16 protein-coding genes and 1 pseudogene are annotated in these 20,756 nt (G+C 57.2%); 3 read left to right on the top strand and 14 right to left on the bottom strand.

The window, feature by feature from the left end; genetic code table 11:
* Nucleotides 1–38 precede the first annotated feature (38 nt).
* The 3 genes from minE to minC form a co-directional block, all read right to left on the bottom strand.
* Nucleotides 39–293: a cell division topological specificity factor MinE gene (minE, locus tag AC1DRN_RS15480; protein ID WP_007974947.1), complete on the bottom strand. Its 255-nt coding sequence runs from the start codon at nt 291–293 to the stop codon at nt 39–41.
* 3 nt (nt 294–296) lie between these two features.
* The gene (gene minD, locus AC1DRN_RS15475) at nt 297–1,109 is read right to left on the bottom strand and encodes a septum site-determining protein MinD (RefSeq protein ID WP_007974946.1); all 813 of its coding nucleotides are present in this window, start codon (nt 1,107–1,109) and stop codon (nt 297–299) included.
* Between the two features lie 202 nt (nt 1,110–1,311).
* Nucleotides 1,312–2,049 (bottom strand): septum site-determining protein MinC, encoded by a 738-nt coding sequence (gene minC / locus AC1DRN_RS15470; RefSeq protein WP_007974945.1) that lies wholly within the window; start codon nt 2,047–2,049, stop codon nt 1,312–1,314.
* A 118-nt stretch (nt 2,050–2,167) separates the two neighbouring features.
* On the opposite strand from minC, the gene AC1DRN_RS15465 reads away from it, so the two are divergent.
* Both AC1DRN_RS15465 and AC1DRN_RS15460 read left to right on the top strand, forming a co-directional pair.
* Complete coding sequence (locus tag AC1DRN_RS15465) at nt 2,168–3,100, top strand: lipid A biosynthesis lauroyl acyltransferase (protein WP_223462175.1); 933 nt, start codon at nt 2,168–2,170, stop codon at nt 3,098–3,100.
* A 66-nt stretch (nt 3,101–3,166) separates the two neighbouring features.
* On the top strand, nt 3,167–4,321 hold the full coding sequence (locus tag AC1DRN_RS15460) for a patatin-like phospholipase family protein (RefSeq protein ID WP_223462176.1): 1,155 nt from the start codon (nt 3,167–3,169) through the stop codon (nt 4,319–4,321).
* A gap of 98 nt (nt 4,322–4,419) precedes the next feature.
* On the opposite strand, the gene AC1DRN_RS15455 is transcribed toward AC1DRN_RS15460, so the two are convergent.
* From AC1DRN_RS15455 to puuE, 7 genes and pseudogenes are all read right to left on the bottom strand, one after another.
* On the bottom strand, nt 4,420–5,205 hold the full coding sequence (locus tag AC1DRN_RS15455; RefSeq protein ID WP_046037576.1) for an outer membrane protein OmpK: 786 nt from the start codon (nt 5,203–5,205) through the stop codon (nt 4,420–4,422).
* 540 nt (nt 5,206–5,745) lie between these two features.
* A pseudogene (locus AC1DRN_RS15450) lies at nt 5,746–7,127 on the bottom strand (nucleobase:cation symporter-2 family protein).
* A gap of 162 nt (nt 7,128–7,289) precedes the next feature.
* A complete protein-coding gene (locus AC1DRN_RS15445) occupies nt 7,290–8,591 on the bottom strand; it encodes a urate hydroxylase PuuD (protein WP_223462178.1) in 1,302 nt (433 codons plus the stop codon).
* A 50-nt stretch (nt 8,592–8,641) separates the two neighbouring features.
* On the bottom strand, nt 8,642–9,145 hold the full coding sequence (locus AC1DRN_RS15440; RefSeq protein WP_223462225.1) for an ureidoglycolate lyase: 504 nt from the start codon (nt 9,143–9,145) through the stop codon (nt 8,642–8,644).
* A 121-nt stretch (nt 9,146–9,266) separates the two neighbouring features.
* On the bottom strand, nt 9,267–10,262 hold the full coding sequence (gene alc, locus AC1DRN_RS15435; protein ID WP_007988149.1) for an allantoicase: 996 nt from the start codon (nt 10,260–10,262) through the stop codon (nt 9,267–9,269).
* Between the two features lie 89 nt (nt 10,263–10,351).
* Nucleotides 10,352–10,867, bottom strand: a complete 516-nt coding sequence (gene uraD, locus AC1DRN_RS15430) for a 2-oxo-4-hydroxy-4-carboxy-5-ureidoimidazoline decarboxylase (RefSeq protein ID WP_223462179.1) — start codon at nt 10,865–10,867, stop codon at nt 10,352–10,354.
* On the bottom strand, nt 10,864–11,790 hold the full coding sequence (gene puuE / locus AC1DRN_RS15425; protein WP_056721809.1) for an allantoinase PuuE: 927 nt from the start codon (nt 11,788–11,790) through the stop codon (nt 10,864–10,866). The genes uraD and puuE overlap by 4 nt, the downstream gene beginning before the upstream one ends.
* A 434-nt stretch (nt 11,791–12,224) precedes the next feature.
* On the opposite strand from puuE, the gene uraH reads away from it, so the two are divergent.
* Nucleotides 12,225–12,578, top strand: a complete 354-nt coding sequence (uraH, locus tag AC1DRN_RS15420) for a hydroxyisourate hydrolase (protein ID WP_223462180.1) — start codon at nt 12,225–12,227, stop codon at nt 12,576–12,578.
* A gap of 252 nt (nt 12,579–12,830) precedes the next feature.
* Here uraH and AC1DRN_RS15415 read toward each other — a convergent pair whose 3' ends face one another.
* The 4 genes from AC1DRN_RS15415 to AC1DRN_RS15400 form a co-directional block, all read right to left on the bottom strand.
* Nucleotides 12,831–14,492, bottom strand: coding sequence for a hypothetical protein (locus AC1DRN_RS15415; RefSeq protein ID WP_223462181.1), 1,662 nt, complete (start codon nt 14,490–14,492; stop codon nt 12,831–12,833).
* Nucleotides 14,493–14,712: 220 nt separating this feature from the next.
* Nucleotides 14,713–17,985, bottom strand: a complete 3,273-nt coding sequence (locus AC1DRN_RS15410; protein WP_223462182.1) for a hypothetical protein — start codon at nt 17,983–17,985, stop codon at nt 14,713–14,715.
* A 411-nt stretch (nt 17,986–18,396) separates the two neighbouring features.
* Nucleotides 18,397–19,026, bottom strand: a complete 630-nt coding sequence (locus AC1DRN_RS15405) for a LysE family translocator (protein ID WP_223462183.1) — start codon at nt 19,024–19,026, stop codon at nt 18,397–18,399.
* A gap of 140 nt (nt 19,027–19,166) precedes the next feature.
* Nucleotides 19,167–20,516 carry an NCS2 family permease gene (locus tag AC1DRN_RS15400; RefSeq protein ID WP_223462184.1) on the bottom strand — a complete coding sequence of 450 codons (1,350 nt, stop codon included), beginning with the start codon at nt 20,514–20,516 and terminating at the stop codon, nt 19,167–19,169.
* Nucleotides 20,517–20,756 lie beyond the last annotated feature (240 nt).

The following is a 20,756-nucleotide window of genomic DNA, read 5'->3' as shown; positions in this document are numbered from 1 at the left end:
GAAGGGACCTGAGCCGCCGCGGCTCCAGCCGGATCGACTCAGCGATCAGGCAGGGTGATGTTGAGTTCCAGAATCGAGCAGCTGCCCTGGCTTTCCAGTGCGACATGCACGTCATCGGACCCGATATTGACGTACTTGCGGATCACCTCGACCAGTTCCTTCTGCAAGGCCGGCAGGTAGTCCGGGGTGCTGCGTTGGCCGCGTTCGTGCGCCACGATGATCTGTAGACGCTCTTTCGCTACCGACGCGGTGCTTTGCTTTTTGTTGGCACGAAAGAAGTCAAAAAGGTTCATTGCTTAGTTGCCTCCAAACAGGCGCTCGAAGAATCCCTTCTTCTGTACATCAAGGAATCGATGATCCACGGTCTTGCCCAGCAGGCGGTCAACGGTATCGCTGTAGGCCTGGCCGGCATCGCTCTGGTCGTCGAGAATCACCGGAACGCCCTGGTTGGATGCCTTGAGCACCGCCTGGGATTCAGGGATCACGCCGAGCAGGGTCACCGAAAGGATTTCCTTGACGTCTTCTACGCCAAGCATTTCGCCTTTGCTCACACGTTCCGGGTGATAACGGGTAATCAGCAGGTGTTCCTTGATCGGGTCTTCGCCGCGTTCGGCGCGACGGGACTTGCTGGCCAGCAGGCCGAGCATGCGGTCCGAATCTCGTACCGAGGAGACTTCCGGGTTGGTCACGACGATCGCTTCATCGGCGAAGTACATGGCCAGGTGGGCGCCTTTCTCGATGCCCGCCGGGGAGTCGCAGACCACGAACTCAAAGTCTTCCTTGAGTTGCATCAGGACTTTTTCCACGCCTTCGACGGTCAACGCGTCTTTGTCGCGGGTCTGGCTGGCGGCCAGCACGTAGAGGTTTTCCAGGCGCTTGTCTTTGATCAGGGCCTGTTGCAGGTTGGCTTCGCCGTTGACCACGTTGACGAAGTCATACACCACGCGGCGCTCGCAACCCATGATCAGGTCGAGGTTACGCAAGCCCACGTCGAAGTCGACGATCACTGTTTTGTGGCCGCGCAGAGCGAGGCCGGTACCGATAGCGGCGCTGGTGGTGGTCTTACCCACACCACCCTTGCCGGATGTAACCACGAGAATCTTGGCCAAGGTGTTTCACCCCTAAGGAAGAAGGACTTTTCAGTCCCTGAAAAACATCTCCTGAAAAACTACTGCAGTCGGACAGCCTTGGCTGGAATCCGGTTTTGAGCGGCGTTTACCCCCGGTAAACACTGCTTTCGGCCTTTTTCCTACTTCGTTTGAGCCGTTTTCGCTACGTTTTAGAGATGCTTGGAAAATGCGGCAGTATCCGTTAAAGCCGAATGATGTTCAACACGTCGCCGGACAGGCTGACCTGCACACCCGAACCCCATAGCGGGTCGCGGCGCAGATCTTCGGAAACCTTGTAATGTCCGGCGATGGAAATCAGTTCAGCACTCATTTGCTGACAGAAAATCCGTGCCTTGGTGTCGCCCTTGACGCCGGCCAACACACGACCCCGCATCGGGCCGTATACATGGATGTTGCCATCGGCGAGAAGTTCCGCCCCCGGGCTGACCGAGGAGATCACCACCAGATCGCTGCCCTGGGCATAAATCTGCTGGCCACCACGTACTGGCGAGGTGATGATTTTCGTCGGTTTGATGGTCGGTTCAGGCGGTTTTTCCGGTTTTTTCTTCGGTTCGCCTTCGGTCAGGTCCAGTGGACGCTCCCGGGCACCGGACGGTGGCAGTACTGGCAAATCCACCGCGATGGCGGCGGCAATGTCTTCGATGCGGCTGGCGCGGATCGCCAGGGTACGCAGGCCATGCTGGCGGCAGACGCGCATCAGCCCTGGCAGATCGACCGCGCCTTCGTTGGCAGGGAGTTTGTCCAGGGCCAGTACCAGCGGCGCGTTGCTGAAGAAGTTGGGCGCCTGGGCGACCTTGGCGGCCAGTTGCCGATCAAGGCTTTCGAGGTCGTTACGGGCCAGTTCCAGYACCGTAATGGCCAGCATGCTGCCCTTCAACTGGAACACGGGATCTTGGTCTAGCGGTTCGGTTTGGCTCATGGTCGGCATACAACGACTTGTCACTAAAAGTGCCGAGACTTATAACGAGAACGCCCGCGGGCCGCAAGCCGGGTCGAACGATGTAGAATGCGCGGCCATTGTCATTCCGGAAGCATTAATGGACCGCCCGCGTTTTCGAAAAGCATTTCTATCTCCACGTTTCTGGCCGCTGTGGTGTGGCCTGGGGCTGTTGTGGCTGATCGTCCAGTTGCCATATCCGGCGCTGCTGTGGATCGGCCGTGCTCTGGGTGCATTGATGTATCGCGTGGCCGGCGACAGACGGCGCATTGCCAAGCGCAACCTGGAACTGTGTTTTCCTGAAAAAACCGCCGCCGAACGCAAGCGCCTGCTCAAGGAGAACTTCGCCTCCACCGGCATCGCTTTTTTTGAGATGGCGATGAGCTGGTGGTGGTCGCGCAAGCGCCTGGCAAACCTGGCTCATGTCGAAGGGCTGGAGCATTTGCAAAAGGCTCAGCGCGAAGGCAAGGGCGTGATCCTGATGGCACTGCACTTCACGACGCTGGAAATCGGTGCCGCGCTGCTCGGCCAACAGCACACCATCGACGGCATGTACCGCGAGCACAAGAATCCGCTGTTCGACTATATCCAGCGCCAGGGCCGCGAGCGGCACAACCTCGACTCGCTGGCGGTGGAGCGCGATGACGTGCGCGGCATGCTCAAGCTGCTGCGCTCGGGCCGGGCGATCTGGTACGCACCGGATCAGGACTACGGCGCCAAGCAAAGTATTTTTGTGCCACTGTTCGGCGTTCAGGCCGCGACCGTCACCGCCACCAGCAAGTTTGCGCGGCTGGGCAAGGCGCTGGTGGTGCCGTTCACCCAGGAGCGTCTGGCGGACGGCGGCGGATATCGCCTGGTGATCCATGCGCCGCTCGAAGGCTTCCCCGGCGAAACCGAAGAAGACGATTGCATCCGCATCAACCAATGGATCGAAAGCGTTCTGCGGGAGCATCCCGAGCAATACCTGTGGGCTCATCGTCGCTTCAAGAGCCGTCCACCGGGCGAGCCGAAGCTGTACGCCAAACGTGGTTGAATCCCGCTCCTACAAGGGAATAGGTCGAAACAACGAAATCCCATCAAGCACCATGGAGAGTTGTGCATGAGTCCAGGCGAACCGGTTACAGGGTTGATTCTTTCCGGTGGCGGGGCTCGGGCGGCCTATCAGGTCGGAGTGCTGGCGGCGATTGCCGAATTGCTGCCACCGGGGGCGAGCAACCCGTTTCCGGTGATCGTCGGCACCTCGGCCGGCGCGATCAACGCAGTCAGCCTCGCCAGCGGGGCAATGGACTTTCGTAACGCCATCGAACGCCTGACGGCCTTCTGGCAGGGCTTTCGCAGTCATCTGGTGTTGCGCAGTGACTGGCCCGGGGTAATCCGCCAGGCCAGCCGCTTTGTCAGCCACAGCTTGCTCGGTATCGGTAAGCACATGCCGGTGGCGCTGCTCAACAGTTCTCCGCTGCGGGACTTGCTCAACGACAAGCTGTATATGGGCGGCATCGCCGAAGCGATCGCACAGCAACAATTGCATGCAGTGGCAGTCACCGCCTTCGGCTATGAGTCCGGCCAGGCCGTCACCTTCTATCAGGGCGGCGGCAAGATCGATGCCTGGTTGCGCCATCGACGCATCGGCGTTCCCACCCAACTGTCCGTGGAACATCTACTCGCCAGTTCGGCCATTCCGTTGCTGTTCGCACCGGTGAAAATCGGCGAAGAGTATTTCGGTGATGGCGCGGTGCGTCAGTCGGCGCCGATCAGTCCGGCGCTGCATCTGGGCGCCAGTCGGGTGCTGGTGGTGGGTGTCAGCGGCAACCCCCGCGGCGTCGACCCGCAACAACCCTTGCAGCGCAGCTACACCGGTCAGCAGCCGACCCTGGCGCAGATTGGCGGGCACATGCTCAACAGTACGTTCATTGACAGCCTGGAAAGCGACATCGAGTTGTTGCAGCGCCTGAATCAGTTCAGTCACCTGATGCCCGACGGCACGCCGACCCGCGCATTGGGCGTGGCGCCAGTGGACGTACTGGTGATTTCACCAAGCCAGCCAATCGACGAGATTGCCGCGCGACATCGCCAGGAGTTGCCGCCGGCATTGCGCCTGTTCCTGCGAGGCCCGGGCGCGACCAAGACCAGCGGGGCAGGGGTGCTGAGCTATCTGTTGTTCGAGGCGGGGTATTGCAGCGAATTGATCGAACTGGGGCGACGGGATGCATTGGCCAAGCGGGGGGAGTTGTGCCGGTTTCTGGGGTTGATGTAGGAGCGAGCAAGCTCGCGATGGACGTTAACGATGACGCTGGGAGCCTGACACCCCGTGGCGCTCTCTAGTCCATCGCGAGCAAGCTCGCTCCTACATGATCAGAAGTGAACCTTGACCAGGAAGCTGGTCACGCTCTGATCAGTCTTGAAGCCCTGGCTGTCTTCAATCCCGTACTTGTTTTTCCAGTAGTCGTACTCGACACCGACGTACAGCTGCTTGGCACCCAGATTCAACGCCTTGCCCAGGTCATATTTGACCTGCGGATTGAAGTGCAGGTTGGCGTGGTATTCGCCTTTTTTGTTCACGTCGTTGTCGACGACCCAATCCATGAAACCGTCGATCAGCACGTCCGAACCACCCACCGGGATGGTGTAGGACCAGACCGGCGTGACCTGCCAGATGTTGTCGCCCGGGCGGTCGCCTTCGGTGTGGCGGTTGTAGAAGTTCAACTGGAAGTAATCGAAGCCCGGGATGGCCAGATCGAAGCCAGGGCCGATCAGGTAGGACTCGGTATCGTCTTCACCGAACTCGTAGGTCATGGCCAGCAGCACGTCCTTGATCGGGCCAAATTCGAACTTCTGGTCGAAGATCTTGTTGAACGACAGGCGCGGGCTGAGCTCGCCGTAGTGGCTGTTCTTGCCCGCGAAGGCGTCTTCCTTGCCGTTGTAGAAGATCTTGTCGATGAAGAAGAAGTTGTCGCCGTATTTCCAACCATCAGCGTGTTCAAAGGTCACCGTCTGCTGGATGCGCGGGTTGACCTGGAAGTCCTTGCCATAGAGATAGCTCAGGCTGTTGTTCTGCCATTGCAGCAAGTCGCCGGCCATGGCCTGACCCCCGGCCAGCAATGATCCCGCCAGCATCAGGCTAGTGCACGTACGTTTCATTCGGTTGCTCCCAAAAAGTAGGTGGTTCCACGTTATTTTTTTAAGGTCGGCGCTCTGGTGTGGCGCCTGTTTCTGTAGCGGTAAAAAATCATCCATTCGGTCAGCTTTAGTGCTGTTAGCAAGAGCTGAGCCAAGGCTTTCAAAAAGCCAAAAAACTCCCGTTCGGCGGCTCAAGAGCGGTCGATTGAGAGGGATTTTGGAGTGCCTTGGTGCCTGCCAGGGCCGGGATAAGTTGGCTTTTTGGTCAGGTTTTACATCCAGGCTTTTTTTTAAACCGGATTTGGGCGGCCGCGGAGAATACTGACTCCTCGGCCAGGTCTCAAGTGCTCCGCAACGGCGCACCGACGACAGGTTTGGGGCACGGTTGCGGGGCAGCATCAGAAATGCACCTTCACCAGCAGGCTGGTGGTGTTTTGATGGGTATCCAGGTTCGAGCTGTTTTCGACCCGGTGTTTGTCTCTGCGAATCATCTGTTGCTCCCTCTTGTTTTTATTTTTGAGGCGCAGGCAACCCCTGCCCACTGTAGGAGCGAGCTTGCTCCTACAGGGTTCGTGTTTCTGGTGTTAATGCGTTTGAGCCTGACAGTCGTTGATGGCCGCGCGTTCGGCGCCACCCAGGATGTTGAACAGCAGGTTCAGCGTCAGCGCGCTGAGGGTGGCCATGGCGATGCCGCTGTGGGTGATGGGGCTCATCCACACGGGCAGGTGGGCGAAAAACTCCGGACGTACGACCGGGATCAGACCCATGCCGATGCTCACCGCCACCAGCAACTGGTTGCGACGGTCACCGATGTCGGCTTCCTGGAGAATCTTGATCCCGGTAGCGGCGACCATGCCGAACATCGCAATCGCTGCGCCGCCCAGTACTGCCGGAGGAATCGAGGCCACCAGGAACGCGGCTTTGGGCAGCAGGCTCAGGACGATCAGCAACCCGCCGGCAACGATGGTCACCGAGCGGCAGCGCACGCCGGTCATCTGCACCAGGCCGATGTTCTGGGCGAAGGAGGAGTGGGTGAAGGTGTTGAAGAAGCCGGCGAAAAACGAAGCGCCGGCATCGCACAGCAAGCCGCGACGCAGCATCCGTGGGCAGACTTCCTGGCCGGTGATCTTGCCCAGTGCAAGAAACATCCCGGTGGACTCGACGAAAATGATCACCACTACCAGGCACATCGACAGGATCGGCGCGAGTTCGAATTTCGGCATGCCGAAGTGCAGCGGGGTGACGAATTGCAGCCATGGCGCCTGAGCCATGCCACTGAGGTCGACCATGCCCAGCAGGCCGCAGAGCACGTAGCCCAGGCACATGCCGATCAGCACGGAAATATTGACCCAGAAGCCACGCATGAAGCGGTGCACCAGCAAGATGGTGCCCAGCACCAGCGCGGCGATGGTCAGGTAGATCGGCGAACCGAATTGAACGGCGCCGGCACCGCCGCCGGCCCAGTTCACGGCCACGGGGAACAGCGACAAGCCGATCGAGGTGATGACCGTGCCGGTCACCAGCGGCGGGAAGAAGCGCACGACCTTGGACATGAACGGGGCAATGAGCATGCCGAAGAATCCGGCGGCGATGGTCGCGCCGAAGATCCCTTGCAGACCGATGCCGGGCATGCCGGCCATGGCGACCATGCTGCCGACGGCGGCGAAACTGGCGCCCATCATTACCGGCATGCGAATGCCCATGGGGCCGATGCCGAGGGACTGGACGATGGTGGCGATGCCTGCCACCAGCAGGTCGGCGTTGATCAGGAAGGCGATTTCTTCACGACTCAGGCCAGCGGCCTGTCCGATGATCAGCGGTACCGCGATGGCACCACCGTACATCAGCAGAACATGTTGCAAACCGACCAGGATCAGTTGCAAAAGGGGCAAACGCTGAATGGCGGGTGCGTCGGGGATGCGTGCTGTGGATAGCTCGGACATGCAACACCTCGGATCTTTTTTATTCTTGTGATTTTTCGTATCAGGCAACCGCTGCGCGGTTGATCGCCAGCAAGCCGGCTCCTACAGGTTTTGGGTCGGTCGCATCATTTGTGAACGACATAAATCCGTAGGAGCCGGCTTGCTGGCGATGCTTTTCAACGATTAATTGGTCTGGGCTCCCTGCACAATCCAGGCACCGATCAGGTCACGTTCCTGCTGGGTCATCTGGGTGATGTTGCCCAGTGGCATGATCTGGCTGGTGACGGCTTGCGCCTGAATCCGCGGTGCGTTCTGGCGGATCTGCTCGGGGGTGTCGAACATCACACCGGCAGGGGCTGCACTGAACAGCGGGCTGGTCGGCTTGGCCGAATGGCAAACCGCGCAACGTTCCTGAATCACGCTGTGCACTTTGTCAAAGCCAGGGCCTGTGTTGGACGCTTGCGCCGGTGCGGCGGCTGGCGTTTCTGCAGGTTTGGTTTCAGCCGGTTTCAAACCACCGCCCACTGCTGTTTCCGGCAGCGGCTGGTATTCGATCCTGGCTGGCGCCTTGGCCACTTCCGGGCTGTTCAGCGGCGCAGGGCCGGTGACGTAAGCCAGGCTGATCATGCCGACGGCTGCGACTGGAAGAGTCCAGGCAAATTTGTGGCTGTCGTGACGGGTGTTGAAGTAGTGACGCACCAACACCGCCAGTACCGCGATCCCGGCCAGGATCAACCAGTTGTACTGGCTGCCGTAGGTGCTCGGGAAGTGGTTGCTGATCATGATGAACAGCACTGGCAAGGTGAAGTAGTTGTTGTGACGCGAACGCAGCAGACCTTTGGCTGGCAGCGCCGGATCCGGCGTGCGGTTCTCGGCGATCGCCGCCACCAGTGCGCGTTGCGCCGGCATGATGATGCGGAACACGTTGCCGACCATGATGGTGCCGATGATCGCGCCAACGTGCAGGTACGCACCCCGACCGCTGAACACCTTGCTGAAGCCGTAGGCCGCGCCGATGATCAGGACGAACAGGATGAAGCCTAGCAGGGCAGGGCGTTTACCCAGGGCCGAGTCGCACAGGAAGGAGTAGATGAACCAGCCAATGAACAGCGAGCCGAGACCGATGGCCACGCCCTCGGGACCACTCAGGGTGCTGCCCGGAGCCAGCAGGTAGAGCGTCGGGTTGGAGTAGAACACCACGCACAGCAGCGCGATACCCGACATCCAGGTGAAGTAGGCTTCCCATTTGAACCAGTGCAGGTTGTCCGGCATGGTCGGAGGCGCCAGTTTGTATTTTTCCAGGTGGTAGATACCGCCACCGTGGATTGCCCACAAATCGCCAGCCAGACCGCTTTTCGGGTTGACCCGGTTGAGGTTGTTTTCCAGCCATACGAAATAGAACGACGCACCGATCCAGGCCACGCCAGTAATCATGTGAACCCAGCGCACGCTCAGGTTCAGCCATTCCAACAGATGTGCTTCCACAGTCTTTACCTCTCGCCTGTCACTCTGTTGTCGAGTGATCAGACCTTCTCTTATTGGTGGGGGGCGAGGATCAAACGCTCATCCTCTTTGAAAAAATGCTCATCGCAGTTATTGCCTGTGCCACTGCGATCAACCACCAGGAAGTCATCCCGCTTTTCGATCGTCAGCACCGGGTGGTGCCAGACGCCGCGATGGTAATTAATGCCCTGCCTGCCGTTGGTGACGAAGGCGCGGACCAAGCCTGATACAGGTTCATCGCCAACTGGCGCGACCACGATCAGAAAGGGGTTGCCGAGCAGCGGAATGAAAGCCTGGCTGCCCAGCGGATGGCGCTCCAGCATGCTGACGATCAGCGGCATGTCCTGCGCATCGGCGCGGAAGATGCTGATGATCGCGTTGTCCTCAGGCGTAGCGGTTTGCACCGTCGCCAGTTTATGGAAGCGCATGGTCGAACCGTTGTTGATCATGAAGTGATCGCGGCCGTCGGTTTCGATCACGTCACCGAAAGGGGCGAAGGCTTCTTTGGTCAGCGGTTCAATCGTCAATGTGCGCATGCTGTTCTTATCCGAATTCTGTGTTGTTGGATCTGACGCTGCTTTTTGTAGGAGCTGGCTTGCCAGCGAAAGCGCCCTCACTGACGCCTTCGCCGGCAAGCCGGCTCCTACAGGCTCAGCATTACTTCGCGACCTTGCCCAGTACACGCAGGCGGCTCACACCACCATCCGGGAACACGTTCAGGCGGATGTGGGTGATCGGGCCCAGCGCCTTGATCTGCTCGGCGAAGGTGTGTTCGGCGTGCATTTCCAGCTTCTGGCTTGGCAGCAGTTCGCGCCAGAACAGCGACTGGGTTTCGATCTGGCTGTCGGTACCGCCCTTCACGAAGGCGCCCTGGATCGAGCAGCTGTCCGGGTAGTTGCCCTTGAAGTGCAGGGTGTCGACGATGACTTTCTCGACTTCACCGGCATGACCCAGCGCGACGATGACCCAGTCATTGCCCGGGGTACGGCGACGCGCGGTTTCCCAACCGTCGCCCATGTTGATGCCACGGCCCGGGTTGAGGATGTTGCTCATGCGGCCGAAGTGTTCATCGGAGCAGGCGAGGGCGCGGCCACCGTTGAGGGCGGCGGCCAGGTCGACTTGCTCGTTGTCGCCGATCGCCGACCAGTCGCGGAACGGCACGCCGTACACGCGCAGACGGGCCACGCCGCCATCCGGGTAGATGTTGAAGCGCAGGTGGCTGAACGCCTGGTCGTTGTTGATTTCGTGGTAGTGGTGGCTGTTGCCTTGCAGCTCGACGGCCGACAGCACTTCAGTCCACTGGGTGTTTTCATCAGGCTCGCCCGAGGCCAGGAAGCAGGCTTCCAGGGAAGCCGAAGGCGGGAAGTTGCCGGTGAAGAATGAAGTGTCGATGTCGACGCCCTTGATCGAACCCGGCACGCCCAGGCGGATCACGGCACTGTCGAAGCCTTCGAAGCGCTTGCGACGCGATTCCCAGCCGTCCATCCACTTGCCGTTGTCATCGAACACGCCCTCCTTCCATACGGCCGGGGTCGGTTGGAACAGACGGTTGGCGTCTGCGAACCAGTCATCGGTGACCGAGATGATTTTGGTGCCCAGGCGGGCATCGGCCAGGTTGACGAACTTCTCGAAAGGTACGGCGTAAGCTTTCATTCTTCTTGTCTGCCTTTAAATAAGTGGCTTGGGATGCTTGCGAGGCCCTGGTTGATTTCGGCGTTCATGAAATCCCTGGGCCAGGCTTGCTATAGGGTCAGTAATCGGAACAGGGCGATCTTGTTGATCTGCGCCAGCGCGCATTTGAATTCGGTGTCGACCGCGTTGTGGATGCGCGTTTCGAACGCTGCGAGGATCTGATGCCGGTTGCTGCCTTTTACCGCCATGATGAAGGGAAACTTGAACTTGGCTTTGTAGGCGTCGTTCAGCTCGGTGAAGCGCTGGAACTCTTCGGCCGTGCATTGGTGAATACCGGCGCCAGACTGTTCATTGGTGCTGGCTTCGGTCAACTGGCCCTGGACGGCCGCACGGCCTGCCAGGTCCGGGTGAGCATTGATCAAAGCCAGTTGGCTTTGGTGATCAGCGCTCAACAGGATGTCGCTCATGCGCTGGTGCAGGGTTTCGATCTCGTCGATCGAAGCGTCCTGGCCCAGGTCGTAGGCCTTTTCGGCCACCCATGGCGAATGTTCGTAGATGTCGGCGAAAGCGGCGACGAAGGCGTCGCGGCTCAGGGTCGATGGTTTTACGGTTTGAAAGGTGCTCATTTGGCAGCCCCTGTGTACGGGTGGGTTTCTTGCCAGTGACGCGCGATGTCGACGCGACGGCTGAACCACACCTGTTCATGACTTTTAGCGTATTCGATAAAGCGCTTGAGCGAAGCCAGACGCGCCGGACGGCCGATCAGGCGGCAGTGCAGGCCGATCGACAGCATTTTCGGTGCCTCGGCGCCTTCGGCGTAGAGCACGTCGAACGCGTCTTTCAGGTATTCGAAGAAGTCGTCGCCCTTGTTGAAGCCCTGGACCTGGGTGAAGCGCATGTCGTTGGTGTCCAGGGTGTACGGGATCACCAGGTGCGGCTTGCCGGTCGGGTTGTTCGGTTCCCAGTAGGGCAGGTCGTCGTCGTAGGTGTCGCAGTCATAGAGGAAACCGCCTTCTTCCATCACCAGGCGACGGGTGTTCGGGCCGGTGCGGCCGGTGTACCAGCCCAGTGGGCGTTCGCCTGTGATTTCGGTGAGGATGCGGATCGCTTCGAGCATGTGCTCGCGTTCCTGGGTTTCGTCCATGTATTGGTAGTCGATCCAGCGATAGCCGTGGCTGCAGATCTCGTGGCCAGCATCGACCATGGCGCGGATCACGTCCGGGTGACGCTGGGCTGCCATGGCTACGGCGAAGATGGTCAGCGGGATGTCGAATTCCTTGAACAGCTTGAGGATCCGCCACACGCCGGCGCGGCTGCCATACTCGTAGAGGGATTCCATGCTCATGTTGCGCGCGCCTTGCAGCGGCTGGGCAGAAACCATTTCCGAGAGGAAGGCTTCAGACTCTTTGTCGCCGTGCAGGATGTTGCGCTCGCCACCTTCTTCGTAATTGAGTACGAACGATAGGGCAATGCGGGCATTGCCCGGCCAGTGTGGGTGCGGAGGGTTACTGCCGTAACCGACCAGGTCGCGTGGGTAGTCAGCGCTCACTGCAGGCTTCCTTCTTATTCGATGATGACGGTTGGTGTGACGCAGCTGAGGATCGGATGGCAGGCTCGCGTCACAGCGATGGACTGATTGTATACAACTTTATATTCAATTTGTAAGCCTGAATTTTCGCATTTTTCACCGATTGTCATCTTTTACTGCTATTGGCGTGAGCCTGCAAGAAATCTGCCTGACTGGTCAGTAATTTGCTGAAGGGTTCATAGGCCGTGCGGTTCGGCGGTAAATCGGCGGTAAATGTGCAGATGGCGAGAGTAATGCGAAAAATGTCGTTTTTATTGTGTACAATTTTTTTGAAAAGTGTCTTAATCAGTCGCTCGCCGCAGCTTTTCGTGCTCCGAATCGGTGCGGTCTCCTTTTCATCTGACTTCGGGAGGCGCGAAGTCTGACTGCTCCATGCAGGCAGGCGCGCAGAATCAATGGGACGTTTGACTACACACGTTTTGGACGCAGCACACGGTTGCCCGGGCAGCTCGATCAAGGTCGAGTTGTACCGCGTTGAAGGATCGCGGCTGGAATTGGTCGCCAGCGCGATAACCAACAGCGATGGCCGTGTCGATGCACCGCTGCTGCAAGGCGATGACTACTGCACCGGGGTCTATCAGGTTCAGTTTCATGCCGGCGATTACTACCGCGCCCGCGGCGTCAAACTGCCGGAGCCGGCTTTTCTGGATGTCGTGGTGCTGCGTTTCGGCATCTCCGCCGAGCAGGATCACTACCACGTGCCGTTGCTGATTTCGCCTTACAGCTACTCCACCTATCGCGGCAGCTGATCCCCCAGGCAGCTGCTGCACCCTGGAAGCGACTGCGCATATAGCTTCTTTGGTCTTTCGCCCGCTCACACTGCGGGCTTTTTTTTATGCTTTCAATGGCTTTGGAGTCCACATCATTTTCGACCTGGACGCGGTCCTCTAATGAAATGACTACCCCTGCGGCTCCCTGTGATCGCCGCACCGCAGCGAAGGGGGCCGTACAGCCGACCAGGCTTTGTCGGCTGTACACAACTGAGTACCTGAAGGACTTTTTCAAAGCCTTGGATCGTCGGTTCGCACGATAAAGACCGAATCCGGGTGATCGCCCCGGAACTGTCCTCCGCCTTTCAGCCAGATCAGTTTGTTGGCGGCCTCGGCATTTTGCACTGCGCGCAGGGCCGGCAGGCCAATCAGTTCCGGTAGCCGCTCGGGGGCATATCGGCGTTGGTCGGTAGGAGAGATCTGAACTTTGCGCCCGTGAATGCGATGCAGGGTCATGTAGAACACAAAGTCATGTCCGGTCCGCGTGAACACTAACGTTGGAAAGGTATGGGCGGGGCCCGGCTCGAACACGGTGTACCCATTGCGAGTCAGCAGGCCTTTCATGAAGCGTTTGTAGTCACCGGCGGCCAGGGTCGAGGTGAAATACTTCCACTCCCTCAAGAATTTTTGCGTATCAAACTCCAATCGTTGCAGAGATACCTCATCGGCGGAGTCAGGCAGCTCCACTATCCGGTAAGTGCCTTTGCCTGGAACCGTCGGTAAGACCGAAAGCATGAGCAATGGGTCGACCAGCTCTGGTCTTGGCGTGATGCTCGAGGTCTTCCAGTCATTGTGGGCTTGCCGCAGGGTCGTCAGCCCGGCGCCGGTGGCGATGTCGGAACCGTTGGCGAGGGAAAACTGTTTTCTCGCGACGTTCAGCGCGCAGAGGTCTGACAGTTCGGGAAAGTAAGTGACGACGTAGTTGGTCAGCGTCCTCTCAAAAGGCAGTGTCGGATCGACTGTCCAGTGATGGGTCGGCGGGACCTGGATCGCGCCGCGGGGTTGTTGTTCGACGTGTTGCCCGAGAGTTCTCTGGAACAGATCGAAGTCGTAGATCAGGTGTGCCGGGTTCTTGATATAGACAATCGGATGGTCCGGTGCGTCAGCGCGCGACACTGTCTTGTAGTGAACACCCTCGATGGTGACGTCTTCGGGCGAAGCATGATGGGCGGCGATGCCCCAGTTTTTCCAGGGCTCGGAGGATGCGGGGGCTTCGGGTATCCGCGGTCGCTTGGACGGCCCCGCCTCTTCTTGCCCACCAGCTTGCGCGGGGTGGCGCGAAATGATCAGTTCAGAATCACCCGTGCGAATGCTATCGGCCGGAACCTGACGCCATTCCAGCGTTCCTTCCACCCGCTCAAGTCGCGGTCCGGACGGCACCAGTTCCGAAAGTTGTTTGGCGCGCAAATGGCCCTGCGCATCGGACTCCAGCAGTACCGTCCCGCCATCGACGAGATCGACAAACTTGCGCCCGGAGCTGATCGACCGGAACCCGGTCTGCGGGTCGGGTGCGGGCAGCCTTTCAACCATTTTCGGTGGCAGGTAGTAATGACTGATGGGGTGGTCGGTGGTGATTCGGCTGATGTGGGTGCTGGCAGGGAGATCGGTTATTTCAATCGCCGCAGGTTGGGCGTCGGGTACTGGCGTGTGCTCCAGGATTGGCTGGAGCAGTGGCAGATCGGGCTCATGACCCGGTGAGATGCCAGGGCGCCAGGGTAAATGATCCAGCGTTGTGTCGGGTCGGCCGGGGGTATTGGTGTTTGAAGAATCGCGCAAATCGGATGAACCAGGAACCGGAACTTTCTTGGGGGGCTTAGCCATTGATTTCACTCTGAAAAATACTGAATTAACGCTGGCCTCGACAAGTAGGCCAACGAGCGACGTGATCAGCATGGAACTCGTGCGATTGCACGATGCTCTTGCTTCTGTAGTTGAATGTTGATGAAGTCAGTTCACTGGCGTGCGGTATATATGTGTAGCAGGGGGCAAGAATGATATGAGTCGGCAGCTGATTTCCCAAGCAGCTGCCTTAACTCACACTGCGGGTTTATTTTCGTCAGGCATGGTGCAATACGAGAGCACGGTCAAAATGACGGTGGGAGAGGACGTGGTTTTACAGATTCTGAGCCGCGTGCATCGCGCTATCGTTGATGGCCAATAGATAGTCCGCTTTGGCAATGGCGATGCTGTGGCCTTTGTGGTCCGAATCCCTTGCTCGTTTGAAGGTGTGGAATCCGAGTTCGTTAAATGACTTCTCTTTGGAGGCTGAATAAGAGTTTGTAATGATAATTCTGGCGCCGTTATTGCTGAGAGGAACCACATGCCTCTTGATGTTATCGAAAAAGAGAGCCTCGGTATTGTAGACATGGCTAAAATGCCCACTCAATAGAATCAGGTCGCTTGGGTTTCTTGTCGTGTCACGGAGGTTATCCAACAACTGCCAGCCGTCTCCAGTCGAAAAATGAGTTGGCCGTTTTGCGCGTTCATGAAGGTGGCCGATGTAATTGAGATGATCGATGTTCGCCAAGCCGGCTGAAAACAATTTTAAGGTTCTCCCTTCCGAAAACATTAGATTGGAAGGAAAATGAAAAGTGTGTTTGCCGTTTTGTAGCAGCCTTATTTCATTAATGGCGTTATTGCGTTGGTTGCTGTTCTGAGTCATATAAAACATGGCGGCAAGAAATGCTCTGTCATCTGCAGAGTGAACAGGTGCGTCAAGAGCTGGCTCGCCGTCCTGTAGCCTGGCGGTAATTGAAGCACCTTTGGTCGGGGGAGGGCTGATAATGACCGCTCCGTCTTTTATCTCAACAATAACCTGCATGGCCTCAATGAAGTAGTCTCTAACATCGTCGCGGAATTTGTTCACCTTGGCTTTCGCTTCCAGCGTCTCCGGGGTGCCTTTGGGGGCTGGATCGAGCCCGATATAGGCTTTGGCATCCTCTTTGGAAGCAAATTTTATAGCCAGCTCACTGTTAAAGAGGAACTGGTTCGTTTCGCCGATTCGAATGAGGTCTCTTTTAATGAATTCAATGTAGTATTTTACGCGATCAGGTTGTTGGGCTATTTCCTTTTGAGTCCATGAGATCAGGGGATTAAGATCATTTATCATCATCTCTCCTTCAAATCCGACGGCCCTGGCATAGTTGCCATAATAGCCCGACCCGGCCATCGGTTCTATGATGCGCTGAATGGCAGGTTCGCCATTTGATTTCTGATTGACAAGGTCTGCGATCAGTCCGCCATTGAGGTTTGTCACTTCCGCGGCAACATTTCCAGGTACCTTGAAATAGGACAAGGTATGTACGTCAAGCTGCATTCCGTATTCAGCGAATAATTCTGTTTTTTGTTTGATGTTGCCGGCGTTAGTTTTTTCTGTCATGGGCGTTTGAGCAAAGAGTGTGGTTTCTTGTTCGGGTGTCAGTTTTTCCTTGGGGAAGAATGGGTAAGTTTTATTTTGCTTGATCCATTTGCGATCTATAAAACTGAATTGTTCTTTATGTCTGGAGTGAATCAAGGCGAAGGGTTGGATACTTCCTCCATCGTCTGGACGCCACTGCCCATTCCATACCGTATTCGTGTCTGGTTGTGATCGAGGTACTCTGCTGATGACTACCCCTGCATCGGTTGAACTGACGCTGCCCTTGAGCCATTTAATGTCGTTTCGTGCATCAGCGGCAATCAGCACCTTGTGCGCTTCGGCGCCGATATTCGTGAGCAGATGGGGGTTATTGGGGTCGCTGGTAAAATCATATAGCGCGGAGTGCCCTTTCGAGGTCTCAAGTTTCATAAGGTAAATATGGTCCGCGCATCTGAACATCAATACGTCAGCTTGCTCCGGATGAGCTGTGGGGAAAACGTCATAGCCGTTACGAATCAACAATGTCTGGAACAGTTGCCTGAGACTGGCTTCGTCCGCTGTTGTTTTATAGGCAGCCCATTGTTGTGCAAAGTGCTCGCTATTGAAATCCAGGCGGTATAACTTTTGCCCATCAGAAGGGGAGCGGAATAATAATTCACTCCCCGGTGCGTTTTCAGGTCGAGTCACAGCGAGTAGTTGAATAGGATCGGCAGGTCCGGAATGCCTTTCAGTGCTCTTGTTCTCCCATTGTCGAAGAGTGGCGGATAGTTCCAGCAATGATCGGCTGGAAGGCTTGGATCTTCGCCCGCTGCTGTGTGCAAACAGCTGGTAGGCAACATCCGCTGACGTGATATCACTGAAGTCTTTGAATGAATTTACGACAGACTCGCTAAATGACCTTTCAAACAACGGCGAACTTGACACTGTCCATTGACCATCGGCATTGCGAGAGGCAACAACTGGTTGAAGCCACGGTGTCTCTGCCAATACGCGTTCGAAGTCGTTAAAGGTATCGCCAAACCCAGGTGGCTTGATGACCGCGCGGGATTCGACTTCGTTGTCGAAATCAAAAATCTTGTAATGAAGCTCATTTACCTTGATCGATCCAGTGAGTTCGGCTACCGGGTTTCCCCATGTCAACCACAAATGAGGGTTCGGTTCCCAGGACCTGGTGAAAGATGTGGAACGTTCGGCGCCATGCGCAGTATCGACGGGCTGTTCAAGGCGTGGTCGCTTGCTCGGTCCCGGCCCGGAGTCTTCAGGCTGCCACTGCGATGTTTCGTCGATACGTTCAAGCACGGGCCCATAGGTGTCCAGACTCTTGCTGTCCTTCGCTTGGTATTTCCCTCCCTCCGTTCGAACGACCATGACCGTTGTGTTATTAAACAAATCGACAAACAGCCTTCCGGAAGGGTGTACGCGAATCCCATCCTCACCAGGTGCTGTCAGTGTCCTTGCGAATTTATTCGGAATAATGAGTTCATCGAGGCTTGCTGCCTGGGTTGCAACAGGTTCGCTCCCGTCGGTTTCCTTCGAACCTGGATTGTCGTTTTTTTTCTGCCACAACGGCTTACCGTCGATTTTCGACAATCCCACAACGTAGGGCGAAGCTGTCGCGATCTCGTATTGACCTTTGGCATTTATCTGTATGGCGACATCACCGATATGCTCGATTCGAGCATACAGAAATCCTTGGCTACTGCGTGAAAGTCCAGAATCGCCAAGCAGCATCAGCGAGTTGTCTGGAGACTGTTGGTAAATATTTATATCATCGGGAAACTCAGGCAAAGAACGTACTACAGTCGGAAGATCCGTGATAATGATCGCTGGCTCTTGAGAGGGATTGTTATCTGGATAAATATCGGAAGGACGATTCCCGGGTGTATCGCTTATTGGCCAGTGAAGATCAAGTGAGTCGATAGGGACTCGGCTGCCGGGCAGAGAAGTATGCTCCGAGTCGGGCCGGGTCGTTGTCGACGTATCGTCAGACAAACCGGATGAAGGCGGTTTTTTTGGTGGTTTAGCCATTTTTTTATCCTCGAGTAAATTGCGAATTGGTTACATTGGAATGATTGAGGTCATGTTAAAAAATATGGAAAGACGCTGAATCGAATTTTTAATATCGATGTTCGCGTGTTATGACAAAACCAAAAAGGTCGCGTGCATTCCGGAAGGATGGCAAAGAGTTAAGGAATTTTAGATATACATATATATGCTGTTGTCACAACGTGTTGCGGATTTTAGATAGCACAAGGTAAGACTGCCTGGGGTGTTGCTGAGTATTGCAATTGGCAGGGCGCAAGGAGGAGATACATGGACCTATGTCATTATGATCCATGTGGTGGGGCGGGGTACTGGATAAGTTCTGCCCCCTGAAAACTAAAAGCATCAGGCGGGCAGAACAGGACAAACAGCCGTTACAGATAAAAGTCTAAAGTTTCAGTGACTACTCAGCAAGGACGCGGCACCCGCACCGCCGAACAACCCGGCGCTGATCCGGTTAAACCAACTCTGTCCCTTGCCACTGCGCAAATACCGCGCCGCGCCCTGCGCGCCCAGCCCATAGGCCAATTTGCACAACAGGTCCAGCACCGTCCACGTGGCAATCATCACCAGCAACTGCGGCAGGAACGGCTGTTCGGCACTCAGGAACTGCGGCAGGAATGAGGCAAAAAACAGAATATCTTTCGGATTGCTGGCCCCCAAGACAAATGCGCGCCCGAACAGCGCACGGAAACGCGGCACGGGTGCGGCCTGGGGCACTTCAGCGCCCACCGAGGGCTGGCGCGACTGCTGCCAGCTCTGCCAAGCGAGGTAGAACAGGTACAGCGCGCCGACGATCTTCAGGGCACTGAACAATTGTTCCGAGGCGAGCAACAACGCGCCCAAGCCTAGCGCCGAAGCACTGAGCAAGCAGATCGAAGCAAACACGCCCCCTAGAAACGCCGGGTAAGAACGGCGCAGACCGTAATTCAGACTGTTGCTGATCATTAGCAGCGACAGCGGCCCCGGGATCAGGATCACTATCAGCGCAGCGCCACTGAACAGCAGCCAGGTTTCCAGACTCATCACTTTCCTCCATTTGCACAAAAGCCCCACCCGACGGGGTGAGGCTGTTTGCTGTGGCGCACTTGGTCCGGGCAGCGTTCCGACTATGGATTCCACCCGGTAAGTACGCGTTATCGTTAACGACCTTCGCGAGCTCGCTCCTACAAGAAAATGAACTTGGCGATGAAGATCGCGCAGAGCACCCACAGGCTCACGGAAATTTCCTTGTACTTGCCGGTGCCGGCCTTCAACGCCACGTAGGTGATGAAGCCCAGCGCGATGCCGTCGGCGACCGAGAAGGTCAACGGCATCATGATGGCGGTAACGATTGCCGGGATGCTGTCGGTCGCTTCGTCCCATTCGATGTGGGCCATGCCGCCCATCATCAGCATTGCCACATAAATCAGTGCGCCCGCGGTGGCATAGGCGGGAATCATGCCGGCCAGTGGTGCAAAAAACATTGCCGCTATAAATAGCACACCAACAGTGACTGCGGTAAGACCAGTCCGACCACCAGCGGCCACGCCGGCAGCACTTTCAACATAGCTGGTGACGGGCGGAACACCGACCACGGCGCCGAATACGCTGGAAGCACTGTCGGCTTTCATGGCGCGGGAGAGGTTTTCGATCCGGCCGTCAGCACCCACCAGGTTGGCGCGCTGGGCAACGCCCATCAGGGTGCCGGCGGTGTCGAACATGTGCACGAAGAGGAACGCCAGGACCACGCTGATCATGCTGACGTTGAACACGCCGGCGACGTTCATGGCCATAAAGGTAGGGGAGAGGCTTGGCGGGGCCGACATGATGCCCTCGTAGTGCACCAGCCCAAGGCCCCAACCGGCCAGGGTAACGGTAATGATGCTGATGAGGATCGCGCCGAAGACCTTGTGGTAGCTGAGGATGGCGATCATCAGGAAACACACTGCGGCGAGCAGCGGGCCGGGTTCGCGCAGGGAACCGAGCTTGATCAGGGTGGCCGGGCTATCGACGACGATACCCGCGGTTTTCAAACCGATCAGCCCCAGGAACAAGCCAACACCAGCGCCCATGGCGAAGCGCAGGCTGACCGGGATGCTGTTGAGCAACCATTCGCGGATCCGCGAGAAGGTCAGGATCATGAACAATACACCGGAAACGAACACCGCGCCGAGGGCAGTTTCCCAGTTGTAGCCCATGGTGCCGACTACGGTGTAGGTGAAGAACGCGTTCAGGCCCATGCCCGGTGCCAGGCCGACCGGCCAGTTGGCGTACAGGCCCATCAACAGGCAACCCAGGGCTGCGGCGATGCAGGTGGCGACGAACGCGGCACCGTGATCGATCCCGGCGTCGGCCATGATGTTGGGGTTAACGAAAATGATGTAAGCCATGGTGATGAAGGTTGTCAGACCGGCAATCAGCTCGGTCTTCACCGTGGTGCCGTGCAAGCTGAGTTTGAACAGACGTTCCAGCAAGCCATTGCGTAATGGCGGCGAGAGGTCCAGCGTCGATGCTTCGGATTTGCGGCTTTCCACAGCGAGTACTCCTCAAGAGTTTTATTTTTATTTCCAGGGCCGGATCCGAGAGGGGTGGCAGCGGCCCTTTGAGGTGCTTGCGAATTTGTTGACCTGTTGGTCAGGAACTCGCACGAAGTGGATTATGCTTTTGTATACAAATAAAGCAAATAATGTTTTGGGTTTTGTCGACGAAATATTTGGCTTTAGGGATATATCGCCTGATAGGACGCCATCGCGGGCAAGCCACGCTCCCACAGG

The organism is Pseudomonas sp. P5_B3 (genome assembly GCF_056400405.1).
This window is presented reverse-complemented; position numbering and strand designations above follow the sequence as displayed.